Here is an 18,467-nt window from a genome sequence, read left to right as displayed (position 1 = left end):
GCTGCCTCGATGGAACGGATGACCGACGCGCCCGCAGCACTTGCTCAGGCCGCCGACCGGGCCCGGCCGAACGACTACGACAGCTTCGCCGAGGCGTACGCGGCCCAGAACGAGGACAGCCTCGTCAACGCGTACTACGAGCGGCCCGCGATGCTGGCGCTCGCCGGGGACGTGGCCGGCCGCCGGATCCTGGACGCCGGCTGCGGCGCGGGAGCCCTGTCCGCCGAGCTGCGCGACCGCGGTGCCGAGGTGACGGGCGTCGACGCCGGCGCCGCGATGGTGGCGCTGGCCGAGCGGCGGCTCGGTGACGGCGTGCCCCTGCACGTGACCGACCTGAGGGACCCGCTGCCGTTCGAGGACGGCGCGTTCGACGACGTGGTCGCCTCGCTGGTCCTGCACTACCTGGAGGACTGGGGCCCGACGCTGGCCGAACTGCGGCGGGTGCTCCGGCCCGGCGGCCGGCTGATCGCCTCGGTGGATCACCCCTTCGTGGCCTACACGCTCCAGGAGCCCCGGCCCGACTACTCCGCCACGACGAGCTACTCCTTCGAGTGGTCCTTCGACGGGCGGCTCGTCCCGATGACGTTCTGGCGCAAGCCTCTGCACGCGATGACCGAGGCGTTCACCGCCGCGGGCTTCCGCCTCAGCGCCCTCAGCGAGCCGCAGCCCGATCCGGCCGCCCGTGAGCTGTTCCCCGAGGGCTTCCGTGATCTGTCGACCCGGCCCTGCTTTCTGTTCTTCGTCCTGGAGGCGCGGCCGGCCACCGGCGCCGACGGCTGACGGGCCGCCCCTCGCACCCGTCGGCTCCCCGGCGCCGGGGGGGGCGCTAGTGGTGCTCTCCGTGCCCCGGAACGGTCCCGTCCGGCTTGGCGATCAGCAGCAGACCGGCCATGCCCATGTCGGAGTGGCTCTGCACATGGCAGTGGTACATCCACGCCCCGGCGCCCACGCCCTCCCCGGCAAGGAACTGGAAGCCGAAGGAGTCGGCGGGGCCGGTGATCTTGTTGTCGATGACGGGGCTGGGGTCGTCGGGGCCGGTCAGCATGCCGGTGCGGTTGTCCGCCCAGCGGTGACCGTGCACATGGAAGGTGTGGTAGTACTCGCCGTGCGTAATCATGATGATTTCGCAGCGGTCCCCGACGGTCGCCTCGAAGTCCGGCCCCTTGTCGAGGTTGTTGGTCGTCATGTCGTTGAAGACGATGGTGAACTGCCGCCCGGGGTCGGGCAGGACGTCTCCCTCGCGGCGGACGACGAGCGGGCCGTAGAGCCCCGCGCGGATGCCGCCCGTGCCGTGGTCGGTGCCGACGACATGGTCGTGGTAGTGCCAGTAGCCGGCGCTGCCGGGGCGCCAGGTGCCGTCCTCGCGCCGGCCGGGCGCGTGCGTCCGCCAGGTGTAGGTGCGGGTGCCGCCGGGTTCGACATGGCTGTTGTTCATCCTGGTGCCGTCGTTGGCGATGTCGTAGTCCACGCCGTGCGGGTGGAGGCTGACGGCGACGTCCATGGTGTTCTCGAACTCGATGTGCAGGGTGTCGCCCTCGATCAGCTCGATCAGCGGGCCGGGGACGGTCGCCTTGCCCTTCTCCAGGCCGTAGCCCATCCGGCCGTCGGCCAGCTTCTCGGCGTACAGCGTGATCCGCTTCGTCTCACCGCCCTTGCCCGCCCGGCGGACGCCGGCGGAGGCGCCGGCCGCCGCGGTCTCGGCCGCCGAGGCGGCGGAGGATGCGGCCGGGGCGGTCAGCGCCGTGCCGCCGAGCGCGGCGACGGCGCCGCCGGCGAGCAGGCGCCGGCCGAAGGTGCGTCGGGTGTGGTCGCTGGCGCGTGAAGTCATGGTTCTCCCCCGGCGGATCGGTGGAGCGCTGGGCTCACGGGATGCGGACGCTACGGGCGCCGCGGATGCGGGCGCTGTCGGATGCGGACGCTGCGGATGCGGACGCTCGGATGCGGACGGTGCGCGAACTGCCGTGCGGGGGCGGCGCGTTCGGCGTGCTCGCCGTGGCGCGCCGTCCCGGTAGGGATACGGGGCGGCTGCGGGACGGGTGAACCGGTCCTCCGGGACGGTAGCGCCGGGATCTTTGTTTATCCACACTCAGGACAAAGTTCGTCGAGTTGCGGTCATAGACCTTGGCGAACCACCGAAAGAGGTCTAGCTTCAGCGGCATTTCCGGGACAGAAGAGGGGTGGATCGCGTATGCGGCTCACACCGCACCACAGGCCCTCGTTACCGCGAGGGCCCCGCACACCGGGCCGGAACCCGACGCGCCGCAGACCGGCGGCCCGGCGCAGACGCACGGCCGCACTGCTGACCGGGGCGCTCGCCGCCGGGCTGCTCGGCGCCCCCGCGTTCGCCGACCCCGGGCACGACCGGGCCGAGCGGGCCGCGCTCGTCGAGCGCATGGCGGAGAAGCTGGAGCTGTCCGGGCCGCCCGGCGGCGAGGACGCCAAGGTCCTGGTCTTCCACGGCGCCACGGGCGAGGAGTCGCCGACCGTGAACCCGGGCATCGCGGCCATCGAGAAGATCGGCCAACAGGGCCCCGCCGGTGAGCACTTCACCGTCCAGGCGACGGACAACCCGGCGGTCTTCACCAAGCCCAGGCTGAACACGTTCAACGCCGTCGTCTTCCTCACCGGGGACGGGGACGTCCTCGATCCCGAGCAGGAGGCCGGCCTGGAGGCGTACATGGAAGCCGGCGGCGGCTTCCTCGGCATCCACGACGCGGCACGCGCCGAGCCGTACTCGGAGTGGTTCACCGGGCTGATCGGCGCCCGGCCCGACCCGAAGAGCCCGGCGGACGTCCAGCGTGCCGTGGTCGAGACCGGCGACCGGCAGCACCCGGCCACCAAGGATCTGCCCGTCGAGTGGAAGCGGCCCGACACCTGGTTCAACTGGCAGAAGAACCCGTCCGGTTCGGTGCACACCGTCGCCCGGGTACGCACCAACAGCTACCGGCCGGGCGAGAACGCCGGCGGCTGGGACCACCCCGTCTCCTGGTGCCGGGACTACGACGGCGGCCGCTCCTTCTACACCGCCATGGGCGGCACGGCCTCCTCCTACGCCGAGGCGGACTTCCGCACCCATCTGCGCGGAGCCCTGCTGTGGACGAGCCGGCTGGCCCGCGCCGACTGCCAGGCGGGCATCTCGGCGAACTACACCGCCGAGCGCCTCACCCGGCCCAACCAGCCCGGCACGTCCGACCAGATCGGGGAGCCGCACGGGGTGGTGCCCGCGCCCGACGGGCGGGTGTTCTACATCGGCCGCGGCGGCGGCGACGCGAGCGCCCCCGTCGTGACCGACTGGAACGACCCGGACGTCGGCAAGGGCACGGGCCAGGTGCACATCTGGGACCCGGAGACGAAGAAGGTCTCCCTCGCCGGCGAGCTGACCGTCTTCGGCAACAAGGGCGGCGGCGACGAGCTGGTCAAGAACGAGGAGGGCCTGCTCGGCATCGAGCTGGACCCGGACTTCGCCCGCAACGGCTGGGTCTATCTGCACTGGACGCCGCACAGCACGATCGACCGGGACGCCCACATGGCCGAGCGGCGCGTCTCCCGGTTCACCCTGGACCCGGAGACGGACAAGCTGGCCATGGACTCCGAGAAGGTGCTCCTGAAGTGGCCGGTGCAGATCCACAGCTGCTGCCACGCGGGCGGCGGCATGGCCTGGGACTCGAAGGACAACCTGTACATCGCCACCGGGGACAACAACTCCTCGCAGTTCACCGACGGTTACTCCGGCAACAACCCGGAACCCTCGTTCAAGGGCGTCTCGTTCGCCGACGCGCGCCGCACCGCGGGCAACACCAACAACCTCAACGGGAAGATCCTGCGCATCCACCCGGAGGACGACGGCACCTACACCCTGCCGGAGGGCAATCTGTTCACCGGCGAGGAGCCGGACGAGGGCGGCGGCAAGACCCGCGGCGAGATCTATGTGATGGGCGTGCGCAACCCCGCCCGGATCGCCGTCGACAAGGAGACCGACACCCTCTACGCGGGCTGGGTCGGCCCCGACGCCACCGAGCCCAGCAGCACCTGGGGCCCGGCCAAGTACGACACCTTCGCCAAGATCACCGAGGCGGGCAACCAGGGCTGGCCGTTCTGCATGGGCAACAACCAGCCCTACCGCGACCGCAATCTGCCGGACCCGGACAAGCCGCTGGGCTGGTACGACTGCGACAACCTCAAGAACGAGTCGCCCAACAACGACGGCCTGGTGAACATCCCGCCCGCACGCCCGAACAACATCTGGTACTCGCCGCAGGGCGGCGGCCCGGACTTCCCGCGGGACGAGAACGGCGTGCCCAGTTACGCACTCGACGAGCAGGAGCTCACCCTGCCCTGGCTCAAGGGCGGCGGCCAGGCCGCCATGAACGGGCCCGTCTACCGCTTCGACGAGGACGGCGACGCACCCGGCAAGTGGCCCTCGTACTGGGACGGCAAGTGGTTCGTCGGCGACCTGTACGACGGTGAACAGCCGCGCCACGCGCTGCTGATGCCCAAGGGCGACACGGCGGGCGCGCTGCCCGTGCACGCCGAGAGCCTGGACGGCATCGTGCCGGTCGGCGAGGGCGGCATCCGCAACCTGATGGACTGGAAGTTCGGCCCGGACGGCGCCCTGTACGTCCTCGACTACGGCCGCGGCTTCTTCACCTCGGACGACAAGTCGGCGCTGTGGCGCGTCACCTACGACGGCGGCGAGCCCACTCCGGCGGCCGACGATCTGGCCGACCCGGCGCTGCGGAAGGGGGCGGCGCGATGAGACGCACGGGCGCACGACGCGCACCGGCACGGCGCGGCAGGCTGATCGGCGCGGCGCTGACGGCGCTGCTGCTGGTGCTCGGGCTGACCTCGGCGACAGCCTGGGGCCGCTCCGGCGCCGCCCCGGAGCGGCCGGACGACACGGGGGCGCGCGCCGAGCAGGTGCTCACCTGGACCGCCGACGACGACATGACCAAGTACGCCTCCGCACCGGCAACGGCCGTCGCGGGCAAGGCAACCATCGTCTTCGAGAACAGCGCGGCCACCGGCAACACCTCCGGCATGGCGCACACCCTCACGTTCGACACCTCGGACCCGGACTACAACCAGGACGTCGACCTCAACATCCTGGCGACCCCGTCCGACGCGGAGGGCGGCAAGCACACCGCCGAGGTCACCCTCACCCCGGGCACGTACCGCTACCACTGCACCATCCCGGGCCACCTCCAGATGCAGGGCACGCTGGTGGTCACCGGGGACGGCGGGGGCGAGGACACCACTCCGCCGGAGACCTCGGCGACGGTCGACGGCGAGCAGGACGCCGACGGGAACTACCAGGGCAGCGCCACGGTCACGGTGACCGCCTCGGACGCGGGCTCCGGTGTCGAGTCGATCGAATACGCCCTGGGCGAGGGGGAGTTCCAGCCCTACACCGAGCCGGTCACCGTCCAGGAGACCGGCACGCACACGCTGCGCTACCGGGCGAAGGACAAGGCCGGCAACGCCGCCGAGGAGAAGTCGGTGGAGTTCACCGTCGTCGAACCACCCGACGTCGACACCACCCCGCCGGTCACCGAGGGCAAGGCCGAGGGGAAGAAGAACTCCGACGGCGACTTCATCGGCTCGGCCACGGTCACGGTGACGGCCACCGACGACAAGTCCGGTGTCGCCTCGGTCGAGTACTCGCTGGACGGCGGCCCGTATCTGGCCTACACCGAGCCGCTCGTCCTCGACCGCGCCGGCCACCACGACCTCGCCTACCGCGCGACCGACAAGGCGGGCAACGCCTCCGAGCCGGAGCGGATCTCGCTGCGGATCGTGCCCGGCGGCGGGGTGCCGGCACCGGACTGCCCGGAGTACGACGAGCGCGCCACGGTCTTCGTCGGCACGGTCGACACCGGTGTGCCCAACCGGATGACGCAGCGGCGCTGCACGGTCAACGAACTGATCGAGGACGAGAAGGAGTGGACGTCCCAGGCGCTGTTCCTCAAGCATGTGCGCGGCGTCACCGCGAAGCTGACCGACGAGGGCGTGCTGGTGCCCCGCGAGCGCAAGCTGATCAACCGCGCCGCCCGGCAGTCCGGCATCGGCACCCCCGGCCAGAACACCGGCTACACCCCGCTGTTCGACGGGACGAAGGAATCCTTCGACCGCTGGGAGCACGTCGGCGGCGGCGCCTTCGCGCTGAACGAGGACGGCACCATGACCAGCAGCGACACGACCGAGGGCATGGGCATGCTCTGGTATCCCCGGCGGATGTACGGGAACTTCTCGCTCAAGCTCCAGTTCCGGGACGACGCTCCGGGCGAGGGCAACGCCAACAGCGGTGTCTTCATCCGCTTCCCCGACGTCCACGGCCATCCCGAGGAGTCACGCCCGGAGTGGGTGGCGATCTCCTACGGCCACGAGATCCAGATCCTGGACCGCCCGGACGGGGACATGTACAAGACGGCCTCCGTGTACGGCTTCGACCGGGTGGGGCTCGCCGGCGCCGGCGTGACCCCGAAGGGCACCTGGAACGACTACGAGATCCGGGCGATCGGCCAGCACTTCGAGATCTACCGCAACGGCGAGCTCCTCAACGAGTTCGACAACACGCCCGGCCAGACCTTCAACCCGCCCCGGGACGGAGACCCGGGCACCGACGGCCGGCGCTGGGCCGAGGGATACATCGGGCTCCAGACGCACAGCACCTCCGATGTCACCTCGTTCCGCGACGTGCGGATCAAACCGCTGTGACCGCCGGGCCGTCGGGTCCACGGCCGCGGCACCGGCAGCACTGAACGCACGGGAGCGCCGCCCCACCCCGGGGCGGCGCTTCCGCGTACCCCGGGGGTGCCCCGGCGGCGGTCCGACAGCGGCCCCCGCAACGGGCCGGCGGTGCATCGGCCGGGGATCGAGGGCGGATCAGCCGCGGCCCATGGCGGCGGCGAACTCGTCCGGCGCGCCGTCGAATCCGCGTACCGCGGGCAGGTGCCGCCACTCCCCGGAGTCGGAGCGCACGAACTCGGCGACGACGGCGGCCGTCGCCGAGGCGACGGAGGCGAAGTCGTCCTGCGCGAGATCGTCGTACCCCTGGCGGATCCGCACCGAGGTGCCGGGGACGTCGCCGAAGGTCTTGCGCCCGTTGGCCTGCTGGATGGCGACGCCGACGACGACCCGCGCGTAGGTGTCGGCCAGCCGCTCCAGCTCCAGCGTCATCACCTCGTCGGCACCGAAGCCCTGACCGGTGTGGCTGTCCCGGTTGAGGGTGATGGTGCCGTCCGGGGAGCGGCTGTCGAAGTGCACCAGGTAGTCCGGCTCGCCGTGCGGCGCCTCGGCCGTGTACGTGGCGGCGACCAGATCCAGGTCGTGATCGGGGGCGCCCAGGGGGCTGGGATCCCACTTGAGCGCGATCTCCACCTTGTCGAGCCCCTTGCTGAGCCCGGCGCCCGGCTCCTTGTTCAGACTGCTCACCTGTAGCCCCCTCCTCACCCGTCAACCGACCGGATCTTCACGGCAGTTCCATCTTGCCACGCCGGGGCGACAGCGACAGAGGGGAACGGGCCCGGCCGTCTCAGCGGCCCCGGCCGCGCTGTGCGCAGGACCGCCCGAAGCCCTGTTCACGGGAGCGCTCGAAGCCCGTCCAGACCGCGTCCAGGGCGGCGGCGACCATCCGCTCGCGCGGCACCTCGGGCCGCTCCAGCCACCACAGGGCGAGCCCCTGGAGGGCGCTGCGGCACGCCTCCCAGGCCAGCTCCGCCGCCAACCCGCCCTCGCCGCCCGGCTCCTGGTCGAGGCCGAGCAGCCGGGCGAAGAACGGGAGCAGCGCCGTGCGGCTCTCGGCGATCACGGCGGCGTGGTCGGCGCGCACGGCCGCGTCCCCCGTGGTGTCCCGGAAGAGCATGCGCCAGGCGTACGGGTGCGTCTCGATGTACCGGAACCAGGCGTCGAACGCGCGGTGCACATCGGCCGTCCGCAACTCCCCTGCGGGCTCCCCGGCGGCGCCCTCCCCACCCTCCTTCCGGCCCTCCGTTCCACCCTCCGTCGCGGCACCGGCGGCGCCGAGCTGGGAGCGCCACACCTCGCGCAGATCGGCGAAGTGCCGCTCCAGCAGCCTGCGGTGGAGTTCGCGCTTGGAGCGGAAGTGGTCGTAGACGACCGGGGCGGAGACGCCGGAGCGGCGGGCGATCTCCTCCATCGAGGCGCGCTGGTAGCCGTGCGTGGCGAACACCTCGGTCGCCGCCTGTTCGATGACGGCCCGGCGCTCGGCGGCGTTCAGCCGTCTGCGCGGCCGCTCCGATCCGGTTGACACGCTGCTGGTCCTCGGCTTCGGTGGAAACACAACCTAATCGCGATTAGGTTAGGCGGGTACCGGCACCACGACAAGCACGGCAGGCGCGCCGGGGGGGCGCCGGACCCGGAAGCACAGCGGGCCCGGCGGGCGCAGCAGACACAGCAGCCACAGCAGACGCGACAGACGCAGCAGGGCGCAGACACGGCAGCGGCACACCGGCACGGCACTCGGCACGACAGGCAGGTCCCGGCGGGAGAGCGTGAGGTTGGCGATGAGCGGCAAGGACGAGCAGAGCACGGCCGCGGCCGGCGGCTTCGACGTGATCGTGGTGGGCGCCCGGTGCGCGGGGGCCTCCCTCGCCACCCTGCTGGCCCGACGGGGGCTGTCGGTCTGTCTGGTGGACAAGGCCGCCCCGTCCGAGGACACCCCCTCGACCCACATCTTCGAGGCGGACGCCCTCGCCTTCCTGGACGAGCTGGGCGTGCTCGACGAACTGCGCGGCCTCGGGGCACCCCTGGTCGCACGGGCCGACGCCCGGGTGGGAGACGTGCGCTGGCCCGTCACCTGGCCGGTGCGCCCCGGCGACCCGGGCGGGGTGATGTCCGTCCGGCGCTTCCGGCTGGACCCGGTGCTGGCCCGGGCCGCCCAGGCGGCGGGGGCCACGCTGCTGACGGAGACGGCGGTGACGGATGTGCTGCGCGCGCCCGACGGCCGGGTCGAGGGCGTCCGGCTCGCGCAGGGCGGCGGTGCCCGGCGTACCGAACGGGAGCTGCGGGCCCGGCTGGTGGTCGGCGCGGACGGGCGCGGCTCCACCGTCGCGCGTGCCTGCGGTGCCCGGGCCTACCACGTCTCCCCCAACCGGTTCGCGCTGTTCTGGGGCTACTTCGCCCATGCGCGGATCGGTGAGCCGACGTTCACCTTCCACCGCTGGGCGGACCGCGTGGTCCTCGGCTGCCCCACCGACGACGGCCTGTACCAGGTGCAGGTCGGTGTGGACCCGGCCCGCGTCCGGGAGTTCCGCGCGGGCCTGCCCGGCAGCCTGCTGGAGTACGCGCGGTCCTGCCCGCCGGTGGCCGAGACGCTGCGGGGAGCGGAACCGGTGGGCGAGCCGGGCGCGGTGACGCACTGGAAGGGCTGCTTCCGCGAGGCGTCCGGCCCCGGCTGGGTGCTCGTCGGCGACGCCGGCCACTTCAAGGACCCGACGGCCGGCCGCGGTATCGGGGACGCCTTCCTCCAGGCGGGCTCGCTCGCCGAGGTCCTCGCCGGGCACCTGCCCGTGGACGGCGACGACACCGGCGGCGGCGACGCCTCGGCGCGGCGGCTCGATGCGGCGCTCGCGTCCTGGGGCGCCTGGCGGGACCGGGAGTTCGCCGAGCCGTACTGGTTCGCGGTGGACATCGGCAGCCTCGACCCACTGCCCTCGGTGCTGCCGGAGGTGCTGCGCGGAATGCGCCGCGCCGGCACCGCCGACCGGCTCTTCGATCTCGTCAACCACCGGGCCCGGCCCTCCGACGTGCTCACCGGGCCGCGCGTTCTCGGCGCGGTCGCCCGGCTGTTGGCACGTGGCCGCTTCGGTGTACTGCGGGAGGCGGCGGACGTGGCCCGTCTGGCCCGGGAGCGCCGCGCCCTGGAGCGCCGTCCGCGCTACGAGGCCGACCGCGCGCGGGACCGGCAGCGGGGGCCCGCCGGTTCCCGTTGAGCCGGCGGCCCGGCCCGCGGCCGGAGAGCAGGGGCGGCACGGCCGCCGGTGGCCGGAGCCCGCCGGGTCGTGTCCGAGAAGGTCCCGTCCGCTCGCGGCGGACGACGCCGCTACGTGGAAGACACTCCCTGGCGCTTCTCCCCCGCGCGTGCGTCCGACCGCTCGCCCCCCTCGCCGTTCTGCGGTACGAGGACGTCCAGTTCGGCCATGGCGTCGACGGTGATGGTGCGCATCGCGGCCTCGGCGCGTTCCCCGTCGCGCTCCCGGATCGCCTCGGCGACCTGTACGTGGAGCGTCACCGCCTTCTGCCGCGGGTCGCTGAACATCACGTCGTGGTGGGTGCGGCCGGTGAGGACGGCGGCGACGACCTCTCCGAGCCGGGCGAACATCTCGTTGCCGGAGGCGCAGAGCACGGCCCGGTGGAAGGCGATGTCGTGCACGAGGTACTCCTCCAGCCGGCCGCCGCGGGAGGTGGCCACCATGCCCAGCGCGTGCTCGGTGACCGCCGCCGCCTGTTCGGGGGTGGCGTGCTCGGCGGCGAGCCGGGCCGCCACGGGCTCCACGCCGGAGCGCAGCGTCGTGAGGGAGCGCAGTTGGCGGGGCCGGTCGCTGCCGGCCAGCCGCCAGGTGATGACCTGCGGGTCGTAGACGTTCCACTCGTCGAGCGGCAGCACCGTCACACCGACCCGGCGGCGGGATTCGACGAGCCGCATGGACTCCAGCACCCGCACCGCCTCGCGTACGACGGTGCGGGAGACCTCGTAGCGCTCGGCGAGTTCGTCGGTGCGCAGCACGGTGCCGGGTGGGTGCTCGCCCGCGGTGATCGCCGGGCCGAGCGCGGCCAGCAGCCGGGCGTGCAGTCCGGCGGAGGTGCGCCCCGCTCCGCTCGGGCCGGCCGTGACCGCGCCGGTGCCCGTCTCGTCTCGGCTGTCCGCCTGGCTGGCCATCTCGCCCGTGCGCTCCCGTTCCGTGTGTACGCGCCGACCGCGCCAGCCTACGTGGTCGCTGTCACGCGTGGTGACCGTCACGGTGATTACGTATGACTTTTTAAGGACCACCCATTGAATAGATGACATGAATGAGGTTGAGTACGACAGCACCGAGGTCGACGACGACAGTGAGGTTCCGATGAGCGCGGTGAGTACCACGCACACCGCACCCGTGGTGGTGGTCATGGGGGTCGCGGGGACGGGCAAGACGACGGTGGGCGAGCTGCTCGCCGGGCGTCTCGGCGTCCCCTACGCGGAGGCGGACGCCTTCCATCCCCCGGCGAACATCGCCAAGATGAGCTCCGGAACCCCCCTCGACGACGCCGACCGGGCCCCCTGGCTCGACGCCATCGGCGCCTGGGCCGCCGGGCGCCTCGGCCACGGCGGCGTGGTCAGCTGCTCCGCGCTCAAGCGCGGCTACCGGGACCGGCTGCGCGCCGGCTACCCCGAGCTGTTCTTCCTGCATCTGACCGGCGAGAGGGCCCTGATCTCCCGGCGCATGGAACAGCGGCGGGACCACTTCATGCCCACGGCGCTGCTCGATTCCCAGTTCGCCACGCTGGAGCCGCTCCAGCCGGACGAGTGCGGGGCCGTCGTCCGCGTCGACGCCGGGCCCGAGGCCGTCGCCTCCCGCGCGGTGGACGCGCTGCGGAGCGCGACGGCGGCCCGCGCGGGATGCGCGGAGCCTCTCGCGCATCCCGCTCCCTGAGCGGGGTACCGCGCCGGCGGTCCCTCAGGCGGGCCTCCGGCGACAAGCACCCCCGTCCTCCCAGCCCGTAAGGAAGCCTTCGTGCACCATCTCAGTGTCGAGATGCTGGCAGCGGAGTCCGAGCCGATCACCTCCGCCGGAAACGCTCAGCTCGGCATCGCCGTTCTCGTCGGTATCGCCGTCATCGTCCTGTTGATCACCCGGTGGAAGCTGCACGCGTTCCTGGCCCTGACCCTCGGGTCGCTGGTGCTGGGCTCCGTGGCCGCCGCCGCGCCGGACGACACGATCGCCAGCTTCACCAAGGGGCTGGGCGACACCGTCTCGGGCGTGGGCGTGCTCATCGCGCTGGGCGCGATCCTCGGCAAGCTGCTGGCGGACTCCGGCGGCGCCGACCAGATCGTCGACACGATCCTCGCCCGGACCGGGGCCCGGGCGATGCCCTGGGCGATGGTGCTGATCGCCGGGCTCGTGGGGCTGCCGCTCTTCTTCGAGGTCGGCATCGTGCTGCTGATCCCCGTGGTGCTGCTGGTCGCCCGGCGCGGCAACCACTCGCTCATGCGGATCGGCATTCCCGCGCTGGCCGGTCTCTCGGTGATGCACGGGCTGGTGCCGCCGCACCCGGGCCCGCTGGCGGCCATCGACGGGCTCCACGCCGACCTCGGCGTCACCCTGGCCTTCGGGGTGCTCATCGGCATCCCGGTCGCGATCATCGCCGGTCCCGTCTTCGCCCGGTTCGCCGACCGGTGGGTGACCGTCGAGCCGCCGGAGGGCCTCGTACCGCAGCGGCCCTCGGAGGAGCTGGAGCGCCGGCCCCGGTTCGGCGCGACGCTCGCGACGGTGCTGCTGCCTGTGGTGATGATGCTGGCCAAGGCGCTGACCGACATCGTCGTCGACGACCCGGACGCCGCCGTCCAGCGCGTCATGGACGTGGTCGGCTCGCCGCTGATCGCGCTGCTGGCCGCCGTCCTGGTGGGCCTGTTCACGCTCGGCCGCGCCGCCGGCTTCGGCAAGGGCCGGCTGGCCGCCACGGTGGACAGGTCGCTGCTGCCGATCGCCGGGATCCTGCTGATCGTCGGCGCGGGCGGCGGGTTCAAGCAGACGCTGATCGACATCGGCGTCGGCGACATGATCATGGACTTCGCCAAGGACTGGAACATCTCGGCGCTGCTGCTCGGCTGGCTGATCGCCGTCGGCATCCGGCTGGCGACCGGTTCGGCCACCGTCGCGACCATCTCGGCCGCCGGCCTGGTGGCCCCGCTGGCCGCCGACATGAGCACCACGCACACCGCGCTGCTCGTCCTCGCGGTCGGCGCCGGCTCGCTGTTCTTCAGCCACGTCAACGACGCGGGCTTCTGGATGGTCAAGGAGTACTTCGGGATGAACGTCGGCCAGACGATCAAGACCTGGTCGGTGCTGGAGACGGTGATCTCCGTGGTCTCCCTGATCTTCGTCCTGCTGCTGTCCCTCGTCGTCTAGAGCCACCCCGTCCGCGGGGATCCCCGCGCGCCCCGGTGCCGCCTTCCCCCCAGCGGCGCCGGGGCGCGCTCCTGTGTGCGGGGGTCAGCGGGCGGCGCCGTCGCCGCCGTGCCGCAGCCAGACGTTGGGTTCGACGTAGACGGCCTGGTCGTGCGCCGTGTCGCAGCGGACGGGCACGAGCGCCCCGGGCACCTCCACCGGGCCGTCGGCGTCGAAGGGCAGGCCCGTCCACGTCCGCCACTGGGCCAGCGAGCCGCTGACCGTCATCGACGCGGGAGCCACCTTCTCGATCGTCGCGCCCGCCCGGACGTGCACACGCAGCCAGGGGTCGACGGGCAGCCCGTCGGCACGCCGCTCGCGCACATAGGCGTCCAACGGCAGCCGCGGGCGCAGATGCTTGTGCGTCGGCCGCACCGGCGCGTAGAGGGCGTCGTGCCCCTGCCGCCGCGCCGCCTCGCACAGCGCCGCGACCATCCGGGAGGACAGCCCGCGGCCGAGGTGCGCCCGGTCGACGGTGACCTCCAGCGCGCTCGCCGTCGGCGTCCGGCGGCCGGCCCTGCGGTCGGCGTGCGCCCAGGTGAGGACGGTGTCCCAGCCGCCGTCCGGGGTGGGTGTGCGGCCGGCGGACTCCCCGTCGAAGGGCACCGCGAAGCCCCGGGCGACGACCCGCGTGCCCTCGGTGGCCACCACGCAGTAGGCGGCGAAGTCCACCGGCACGCTGTCCCACAGGGCGCAGGCCACCGGGTCCTGGACGACGAAGACCGGCCAGTCGTCGTCGATCGCGGTCAACGGGCCGGTCAGCTCGGGCCGTTCGGCAACCGTGGTGATCTCGATGTTCCCGCCGCCGTCCATGGCCTCCGCCGTTCTCTCGTTCCACCTGGTCAGCGGCCTCGCACCGCCGGAGCCGCACGCTATGCACCGGCACGGCGGGGCGCATCCGGTTTTCCCCCGCGCCGGGCGTGCCCGGCCGCGCGCCCGGCGGCCGTGCCCGCTACGCCCCCGCCCCCTGCCCCGGTACGGCGGACGCGGTGTACTGCTCGGCGTACCGCTCGGCCTCGCGCCGCAGATGCTGGAGCAGCAGGTGCGCGGAGGGTGTGAGCCGGCGGCGTTCGGGGAGGGTGACGCCGATCTCCTGGTGCACACCGGGCAGTTCGACGGGGAGCGGGACGACGCCCGGGTCGGTGGCGGTGGCGTGCTCGGGCAGCGCGGCGATCATGTCCGTCTCCCGGACGAGGGCGCACACGGTGAGGATCGAGGTGCACTCGACGAGGTTCTCCGGCGTCCCCAGGCCCTGCGCACGGAAGACGGCGGTCAACTCCCGCCGCAGGGAGGTCTGTTCGAGCGGCAGCACCCAGGGGTGGGCGAGCAGCGCGGCGAGCGTGGGCCGCTCGGCGGTGCGCGCCGGGTGACCGGGGCGGGCCACGAGCCGGACGGGTTCGGCGCACAGTCCGATCTGCCGCAGTCCGGGCTGGTCGTCGATGGGGTTGAGCCGTCCGACGACGAGGTCCGTGCCGCCGTCGAGGAGGCGGGGGACGTGGAAGTCGAAGGTGGCCTCGCGGACGACGACGGTGACGCCCGGCCGGTCGCGCTTGAGCGCCGCGATGGCGCGGGGCAGCAGCACGCCGGAGCCGGCCAGCAGGGTGCCGACGGTGACCGTGCCCACGGCGGCGTCGGCGAGGCCCGTGAGGCGTTCGCCGGCGTGCCGCAGTTCGGCGAGGACGCCGCGCGCGTGCTCCAGGAACGCCTCGCCGAAGACGGTGGGGACCGTCCCGCGCGGGCCGCGCGTGAACAGCTCGACGCCGAGCAGGGTTTCGACCTCGCGCAGGCTGCGCGTCACGGCGGGCTGGGCGAGATGCAGATGTTCGGCGGCGCGCAGCACGCTGCCGTGCTCGGCGATGGCGACGACCAGCACGAGGTGCCGCAGTTTCAACCGTCCGCTGAGCAGGTCCATGGTCCGTCCTCCGGAGCGACCGAGTCATAACAGCACCGGTATATCACCGGGCCTGATCAGTATTGGACAGTCATATCTGCCCGGGTGAATGCTCCTGCTGAGGCAAGGGAAAGGGGCTGAAGCCGACGATGACACCGGCGCACTATGTGGACGGCGCCTTCCGGGCGCCCGCGGCAGACGACTCGCACACGTTCCCCCTGATCGACCCCGTGGACGGCACGGTCACCGGCCGGGTGCCGGAGGCCGGCCGGGCCACGGTGGACGAGGCGGTCGCCGCCGCCCGGGGCGCACTGCGCGGCCCCTGGGGCGCGCTCGGGGCAGCGGAGCGCGCGGCGGCGCTGCGCGCGGTGGCGGACGGAATCGACGCCCGCTTCGAGGAGTTCGTGGCGGCCGAGTGCGCCGACACGGGCAAACCCCGGCCGCTGGCGGCGCAGGTCGACATCCCGCGCGCCGCCGGCAACTTCCGGGCCTATGCCGATCTGATCGCCGGCCGCCACGAGGAGTCCTACCGCACCGCGGTGCCCGGCTGGAGCGGCGGCGCGGGAGAGGCGCTCAACTACACGGTGCGCCGCCCGCTCGGGGTGGTCGCCGTGGTCTCCCCGTGGAACCTGCCGCTGCTGCTGCTCACCTGGAAGGTCGCCCCGGCGCTCGCCGCGGGCAACGCGGTGGTGGCCAAGCCCTCCGAGGAGACGCCGTCCACCGCGACACTGCTCGCCGAGGTCGTGCACGCGGCGGGGCTGCCGCGCGGCGCGTTCAACCTGGTGCACGGCCACGGCCCCGGCGGCGCCGGGGAGTTCCTCACCGCGCACGAGGACGTGGACGCCATCGCCTTCACCGGGTCCACCGCGACCGGCACGGCGATCATGCGCGGCGCGGCCGAGCATCTCACCCCCGTCTCCTTCGAACTGGGCGGCAAGAACCCGGCGTTGGTGTTCGCCGACGCCGACCTGGACGCCGCCGTCGAGGGCACCGTCCGCTCGGCCTTCACCCACTCCGGCCAGATCTGTCTGTGCACCGAGCGGGTCTACGTCCAGCGCCCGCTGTTCGAGGAGTTCGTGACGCGGCTGGCCGGGCGGGCCCGCGCATTGCGCGACTACGGACCGATGATCTCGGCGGCGCACCGCGACAAGGTGCTCGGCCACTACCGGCTGGCCCGCGAGGAGGGCGCAGAGGTCCTCGCCGGCGGAGGCGTGCCCGCGTTCGGGGGCGCGCGGGACGGCGGCTTCTTCGTCGAGCCGACGGTGCTGACGGGGCTGCCGCCGACGGCACGCACCGTGCGGGAGGAGATCTTCGGCCCGGTCTGCCACGTCGCGCCGTTCGACACCGAGGAGGAGGCCCTGGCGCTGGCCAACGACAGCAGCTACGGGCTGGCCGCCACGCTGTGGACCACCGATCTGTCCCGCGCGCACCGGGTGGCACCGCGGGTGGAGGCGGGGATGGTGTGGGTCAACTGCTGGAACCTGCGCGATCTGCGCACGCCCTTCGGCGGCGTCAAGGCGTCCGGCATCGGCCGCGAGGGCGGGACCCACTCGCTGGACTTCTTCTCCGAACCGACCAACGTCTGTGTGAGCATAGGAGAGTGACGTCGTGTCAGTCACGTCATCCGTGACGTCCGCCCCGGCACCGCCGGGCGGCCCGGACGCCGTCGCACGGGCCGCCGGCCGGCTGGCGGAGGCCGGCGCGAGCGGTGTCCCCTGCGCCCCGGTACGCGATCTGCTGGGCACGGACGTCGAGGCGGCCTACGCGGTCCAGCACCGGCTCACCTCGGCCCGGCTCGCCGAGGGCGCCCGGATCACCGGCCGGAAGATCGGCATCACCAGCCCCGCCGTCCAGGCCCAGTTCGGCATCGACACCCCCGACTACGGCACGCTCTTCGCCGACATGGCGGTGCCGGACGGCGACGAGATCCCGTACGGCGCGGTCTGCCAGCCGCGTGCCGAGGCCGAGGTCGCGCTCGTGCTCGACGCCGACCTCACCCACGAGCGGCACACCGTCGCCGATCTGCTGCGGGCCACCGCGTTCGCGCTGCCGGCCATCGAGATCGTCGGCAGCCGGATCCGCGACTGGGACATCGAACTGGCCGACACCGTCGCGGACAACGCCTCGGCCGGGCGCTATGTGCTCGGCACCCGGCCCGTCCCCCTGGACGCGCTGGACCTGCGGCTGGCCGGGATGGTGCTGGAGCGGCGCGGCACACAGGTGTCCACCGGCGCGGGCGCCGCCTGCCTGGGCAATCCGCTGCACGCGGCGCTCTGGCTGGCCGACACCCTGGCCCGGCTGGGCCATCCGCTGCGGGCCGGGGACACGGTGCTGACCGGCGCGCTCGGCCCGGTCGTGCCGGTCGCCCCGGGCGACGCACTGGAGGCGCGGGTGGACGGACTCGGCACCGTCCGGGTGGCGTTCGCCCCCGCACCCGAGGGCGCCGACGGCGACGGCGACGACCCGAACAGCGCGGAAGGAGCGACACGATGAGCGAGCTGCCGGGGACGGCGGAGCAGGGCCGGGAGGGTACGGCAGCCGACGAGGAGGTGGCGCGGCTCGCCGCGCGGCTGGACGAGGCGGCGCTGGCCGGCCGCACCGTCCCCCGGCTCACCGACGCGGTCCGGCTGGACGTGCCCGCGGCCTACCGGGTCCAACGGGCCCTCGTGGAGCGGAGGCTGGCGCGCGGGGAGCGGCTCGCCGGCGTCAAGATGGGCTTCACCAGCCGGGCCAAGATGGCCCAGATGGGCGTCGACGACGTCATCTACGGGCTGCTGACCGATGCCATGGCCGTCGAGGACGGCGGCACCCTCGATGTCTCCGCCCTCGCCCATCCGCGTATCGAGCCGGAGGTCGCCTTCCTCATCGGCACGCCCCCGGGCGGCGGCCCGTCCTCGCCGCTCTCCCCCGCCGATGTGGAGCGCGCGCTGGCCGGGGTCGCCGTCGCCTGGGAGGTGCTGGACTCGCGCTACGACGGTTTCTCCTTCACGCTGCCGGACGTCGTCGCCGACAACGCCTCGGCCGCCGCCTTCGGCGTGGGCCGCTGGCTGCCGGCCGACGGGCTCGACCCGCGCACCCTCGGCATGGTCCTGGAGCTGGACGGGCGGACGGCGGCCGTCGGTTCGTCCGCCGCGGTGCTCGGCGACCCGGTCCGCTCGCTGATCGCCGCCGCCCGGCTCGCCGAGGAGGCCGGTACGCCGCTGCTGCCGGGGCAGGTGGTGCTCGCGGGGGCCGCGACGGCCGCGGTCGCGCTGCCGCCGGGTACCCACGCCCGGGTGACGGCGGCCGGTCTGGGCCGGGTGGAGGTGACGGCACGGTGAACGCCTCCCTGGAACCGGCGGGCGGCACGGGCCCCGTGGACCCGAGGGACACGACGGACCCGGAGAACCCGGAGAGTCCGGAGAGCCCGGAGA

14 protein-coding genes and 1 pseudogene are annotated in these 18,467 nt (G+C 73.4%); 9 read left to right on the top strand and 6 right to left on the bottom strand.

Annotated elements, in window-relative coordinates; all coding sequences use genetic code 11:
• Positions 1-9: 9 nt before the first annotated feature.
• Entirely contained in the window at positions 10-780 is a 771-nt protein-coding gene (locus tag SCA03_RS00440; RefSeq protein ID WP_086815323.1) for a class I SAM-dependent methyltransferase, read from the top strand.
• 46 nt (positions 781-826) lie between these two features.
• Here SCA03_RS00440 and SCA03_RS00435 read toward each other — a convergent pair whose 3' ends face one another.
• Complete coding sequence (locus tag SCA03_RS00435; protein ID WP_030879108.1) at positions 827-1,828, bottom strand: multicopper oxidase domain-containing protein; 1,002 nt, start codon at positions 1,826-1,828, stop codon at positions 827-829.
• Between the two features lie 360 nt (positions 1,829-2,188).
• Between SCA03_RS00435 and SCA03_RS00430 the strand changes: the two genes are divergently transcribed.
• Together SCA03_RS00430 and SCA03_RS00425 are read left to right on the top strand one after the other, a co-directional pair.
• The gene (locus SCA03_RS00430) at positions 2,189-4,756 is read left to right on the top strand and encodes a ThuA domain-containing protein (RefSeq protein WP_086815324.1); all 2,568 of its coding nucleotides are present in this window, start codon (positions 2,189-2,191) and stop codon (positions 4,754-4,756) included.
• Positions 4,753-6,714 (top strand): OmpL47-type beta-barrel domain-containing protein, encoded by a 1,962-nt coding sequence (locus SCA03_RS00425; protein ID WP_086815325.1) that lies wholly within the window; start codon positions 4,753-4,755, stop codon positions 6,712-6,714. Before SCA03_RS00430 ends, SCA03_RS00425 begins: the two co-directional genes overlap by 4 nt.
• A 168-nt stretch (positions 6,715-6,882) precedes the next feature.
• On the opposite strand, the gene SCA03_RS00420 is transcribed toward SCA03_RS00425, so the two are convergent.
• Positions 6,883-7,431 carry a TerD family protein gene (locus SCA03_RS00420; RefSeq protein ID WP_230988418.1) on the bottom strand — a complete coding sequence of 183 codons (549 nt, stop codon included), beginning with the start codon at positions 7,429-7,431 and terminating at the stop codon, positions 6,883-6,885.
• Positions 7,432-7,531: 100 nt separating this feature from the next.
• Positions 7,532-8,269: a TetR/AcrR family transcriptional regulator gene (locus tag SCA03_RS00415; protein ID WP_158102283.1), complete on the bottom strand. Its 738-nt coding sequence runs from the start codon at positions 8,267-8,269 to the stop codon at positions 7,532-7,534.
• A 253-nt stretch (positions 8,270-8,522) separates the two neighbouring features.
• On the opposite strand from SCA03_RS00415, the gene SCA03_RS00410 reads away from it, so the two are divergent.
• Complete coding sequence (locus tag SCA03_RS00410) at positions 8,523-9,950, top strand: FAD-dependent oxidoreductase (RefSeq protein WP_051846403.1); 1,428 nt, start codon at positions 8,523-8,525, stop codon at positions 9,948-9,950.
• Positions 9,951-10,132: 182 nt separating this feature from the next.
• Here SCA03_RS00410 and SCA03_RS00405 read toward each other — a convergent pair.
• Positions 10,133-10,897: pseudogene (locus SCA03_RS00405) on the bottom strand (FadR/GntR family transcriptional regulator); the annotation flags it as partial.
• Positions 10,898-11,078: 181 nt separating this feature from the next.
• On the opposite strand from SCA03_RS00405, the gene SCA03_RS00400 reads away from it, so the two are divergent.
• Together SCA03_RS00400 and SCA03_RS00395 are read left to right on the top strand one after the other, a co-directional pair.
• Positions 11,079-11,648, top strand: a complete 570-nt coding sequence (locus SCA03_RS00400; protein WP_211293527.1) for a gluconokinase — start codon at positions 11,079-11,081, stop codon at positions 11,646-11,648.
• Between the two features lie 81 nt (positions 11,649-11,729).
• Positions 11,730-13,124, top strand: coding sequence for a GntP family permease (locus tag SCA03_RS00395; protein ID WP_086815329.1), 1,395 nt, complete (start codon positions 11,730-11,732; stop codon positions 13,122-13,124).
• Between the two features lie 84 nt (positions 13,125-13,208).
• Here the strand turns inward: SCA03_RS00395 and SCA03_RS00390 are convergent, their stop codons facing one another.
• Together SCA03_RS00390 and SCA03_RS00385 are read right to left on the bottom strand one after the other, a co-directional pair.
• Complete coding sequence (locus SCA03_RS00390; protein ID WP_030879128.1) at positions 13,209-13,976, bottom strand: GNAT family N-acetyltransferase; 768 nt, start codon at positions 13,974-13,976, stop codon at positions 13,209-13,211.
• Positions 13,977-14,115: 139 nt separating this feature from the next.
• A complete protein-coding gene (locus SCA03_RS00385) occupies positions 14,116-15,075 on the bottom strand; it encodes a LysR substrate-binding domain-containing protein (protein ID WP_051846405.1) in 960 nt (319 codons plus the stop codon).
• A gap of 128 nt (positions 15,076-15,203) precedes the next feature.
• Between SCA03_RS00385 and SCA03_RS00380 the strand changes: the two genes are divergently transcribed.
• From SCA03_RS00380 to SCA03_RS00370, 3 genes are read left to right on the top strand one after another with little or no spacing between them, the layout of a single operon-like run.
• Complete coding sequence (locus tag SCA03_RS00380; RefSeq protein ID WP_037850669.1) at positions 15,204-16,658, top strand: 2-hydroxymuconic semialdehyde dehydrogenase; 1,455 nt, start codon at positions 15,204-15,206, stop codon at positions 16,656-16,658.
• A 4-nt stretch (positions 16,659-16,662) separates the two neighbouring features.
• Entirely contained in the window at positions 16,663-17,547 is an 885-nt protein-coding gene (locus tag SCA03_RS00375) for a 2-keto-4-pentenoate hydratase (RefSeq protein ID WP_371863880.1), read from the top strand.
• On the top strand, positions 17,544-18,374 hold the full coding sequence (locus SCA03_RS00370) for a 2-keto-4-pentenoate hydratase (protein ID WP_086815331.1): 831 nt from the start codon (positions 17,544-17,546) through the stop codon (positions 18,372-18,374). Before SCA03_RS00375 ends, SCA03_RS00370 begins: the two co-directional genes overlap by 4 nt.
• The last annotated feature ends 93 nt before the right edge of the window (positions 18,375-18,467 follow it).

It is taken from the genome of Streptomyces cacaoi (genome assembly GCF_006539165.1).
In the GTDB taxonomy this organism is placed as follows: Bacteria; Actinomycetota; Actinomycetes; order Streptomycetales; family Streptomycetaceae; genus Streptomyces; species Streptomyces cacaoi.
This window is presented reverse-complemented; position numbering and strand designations above follow the sequence as displayed.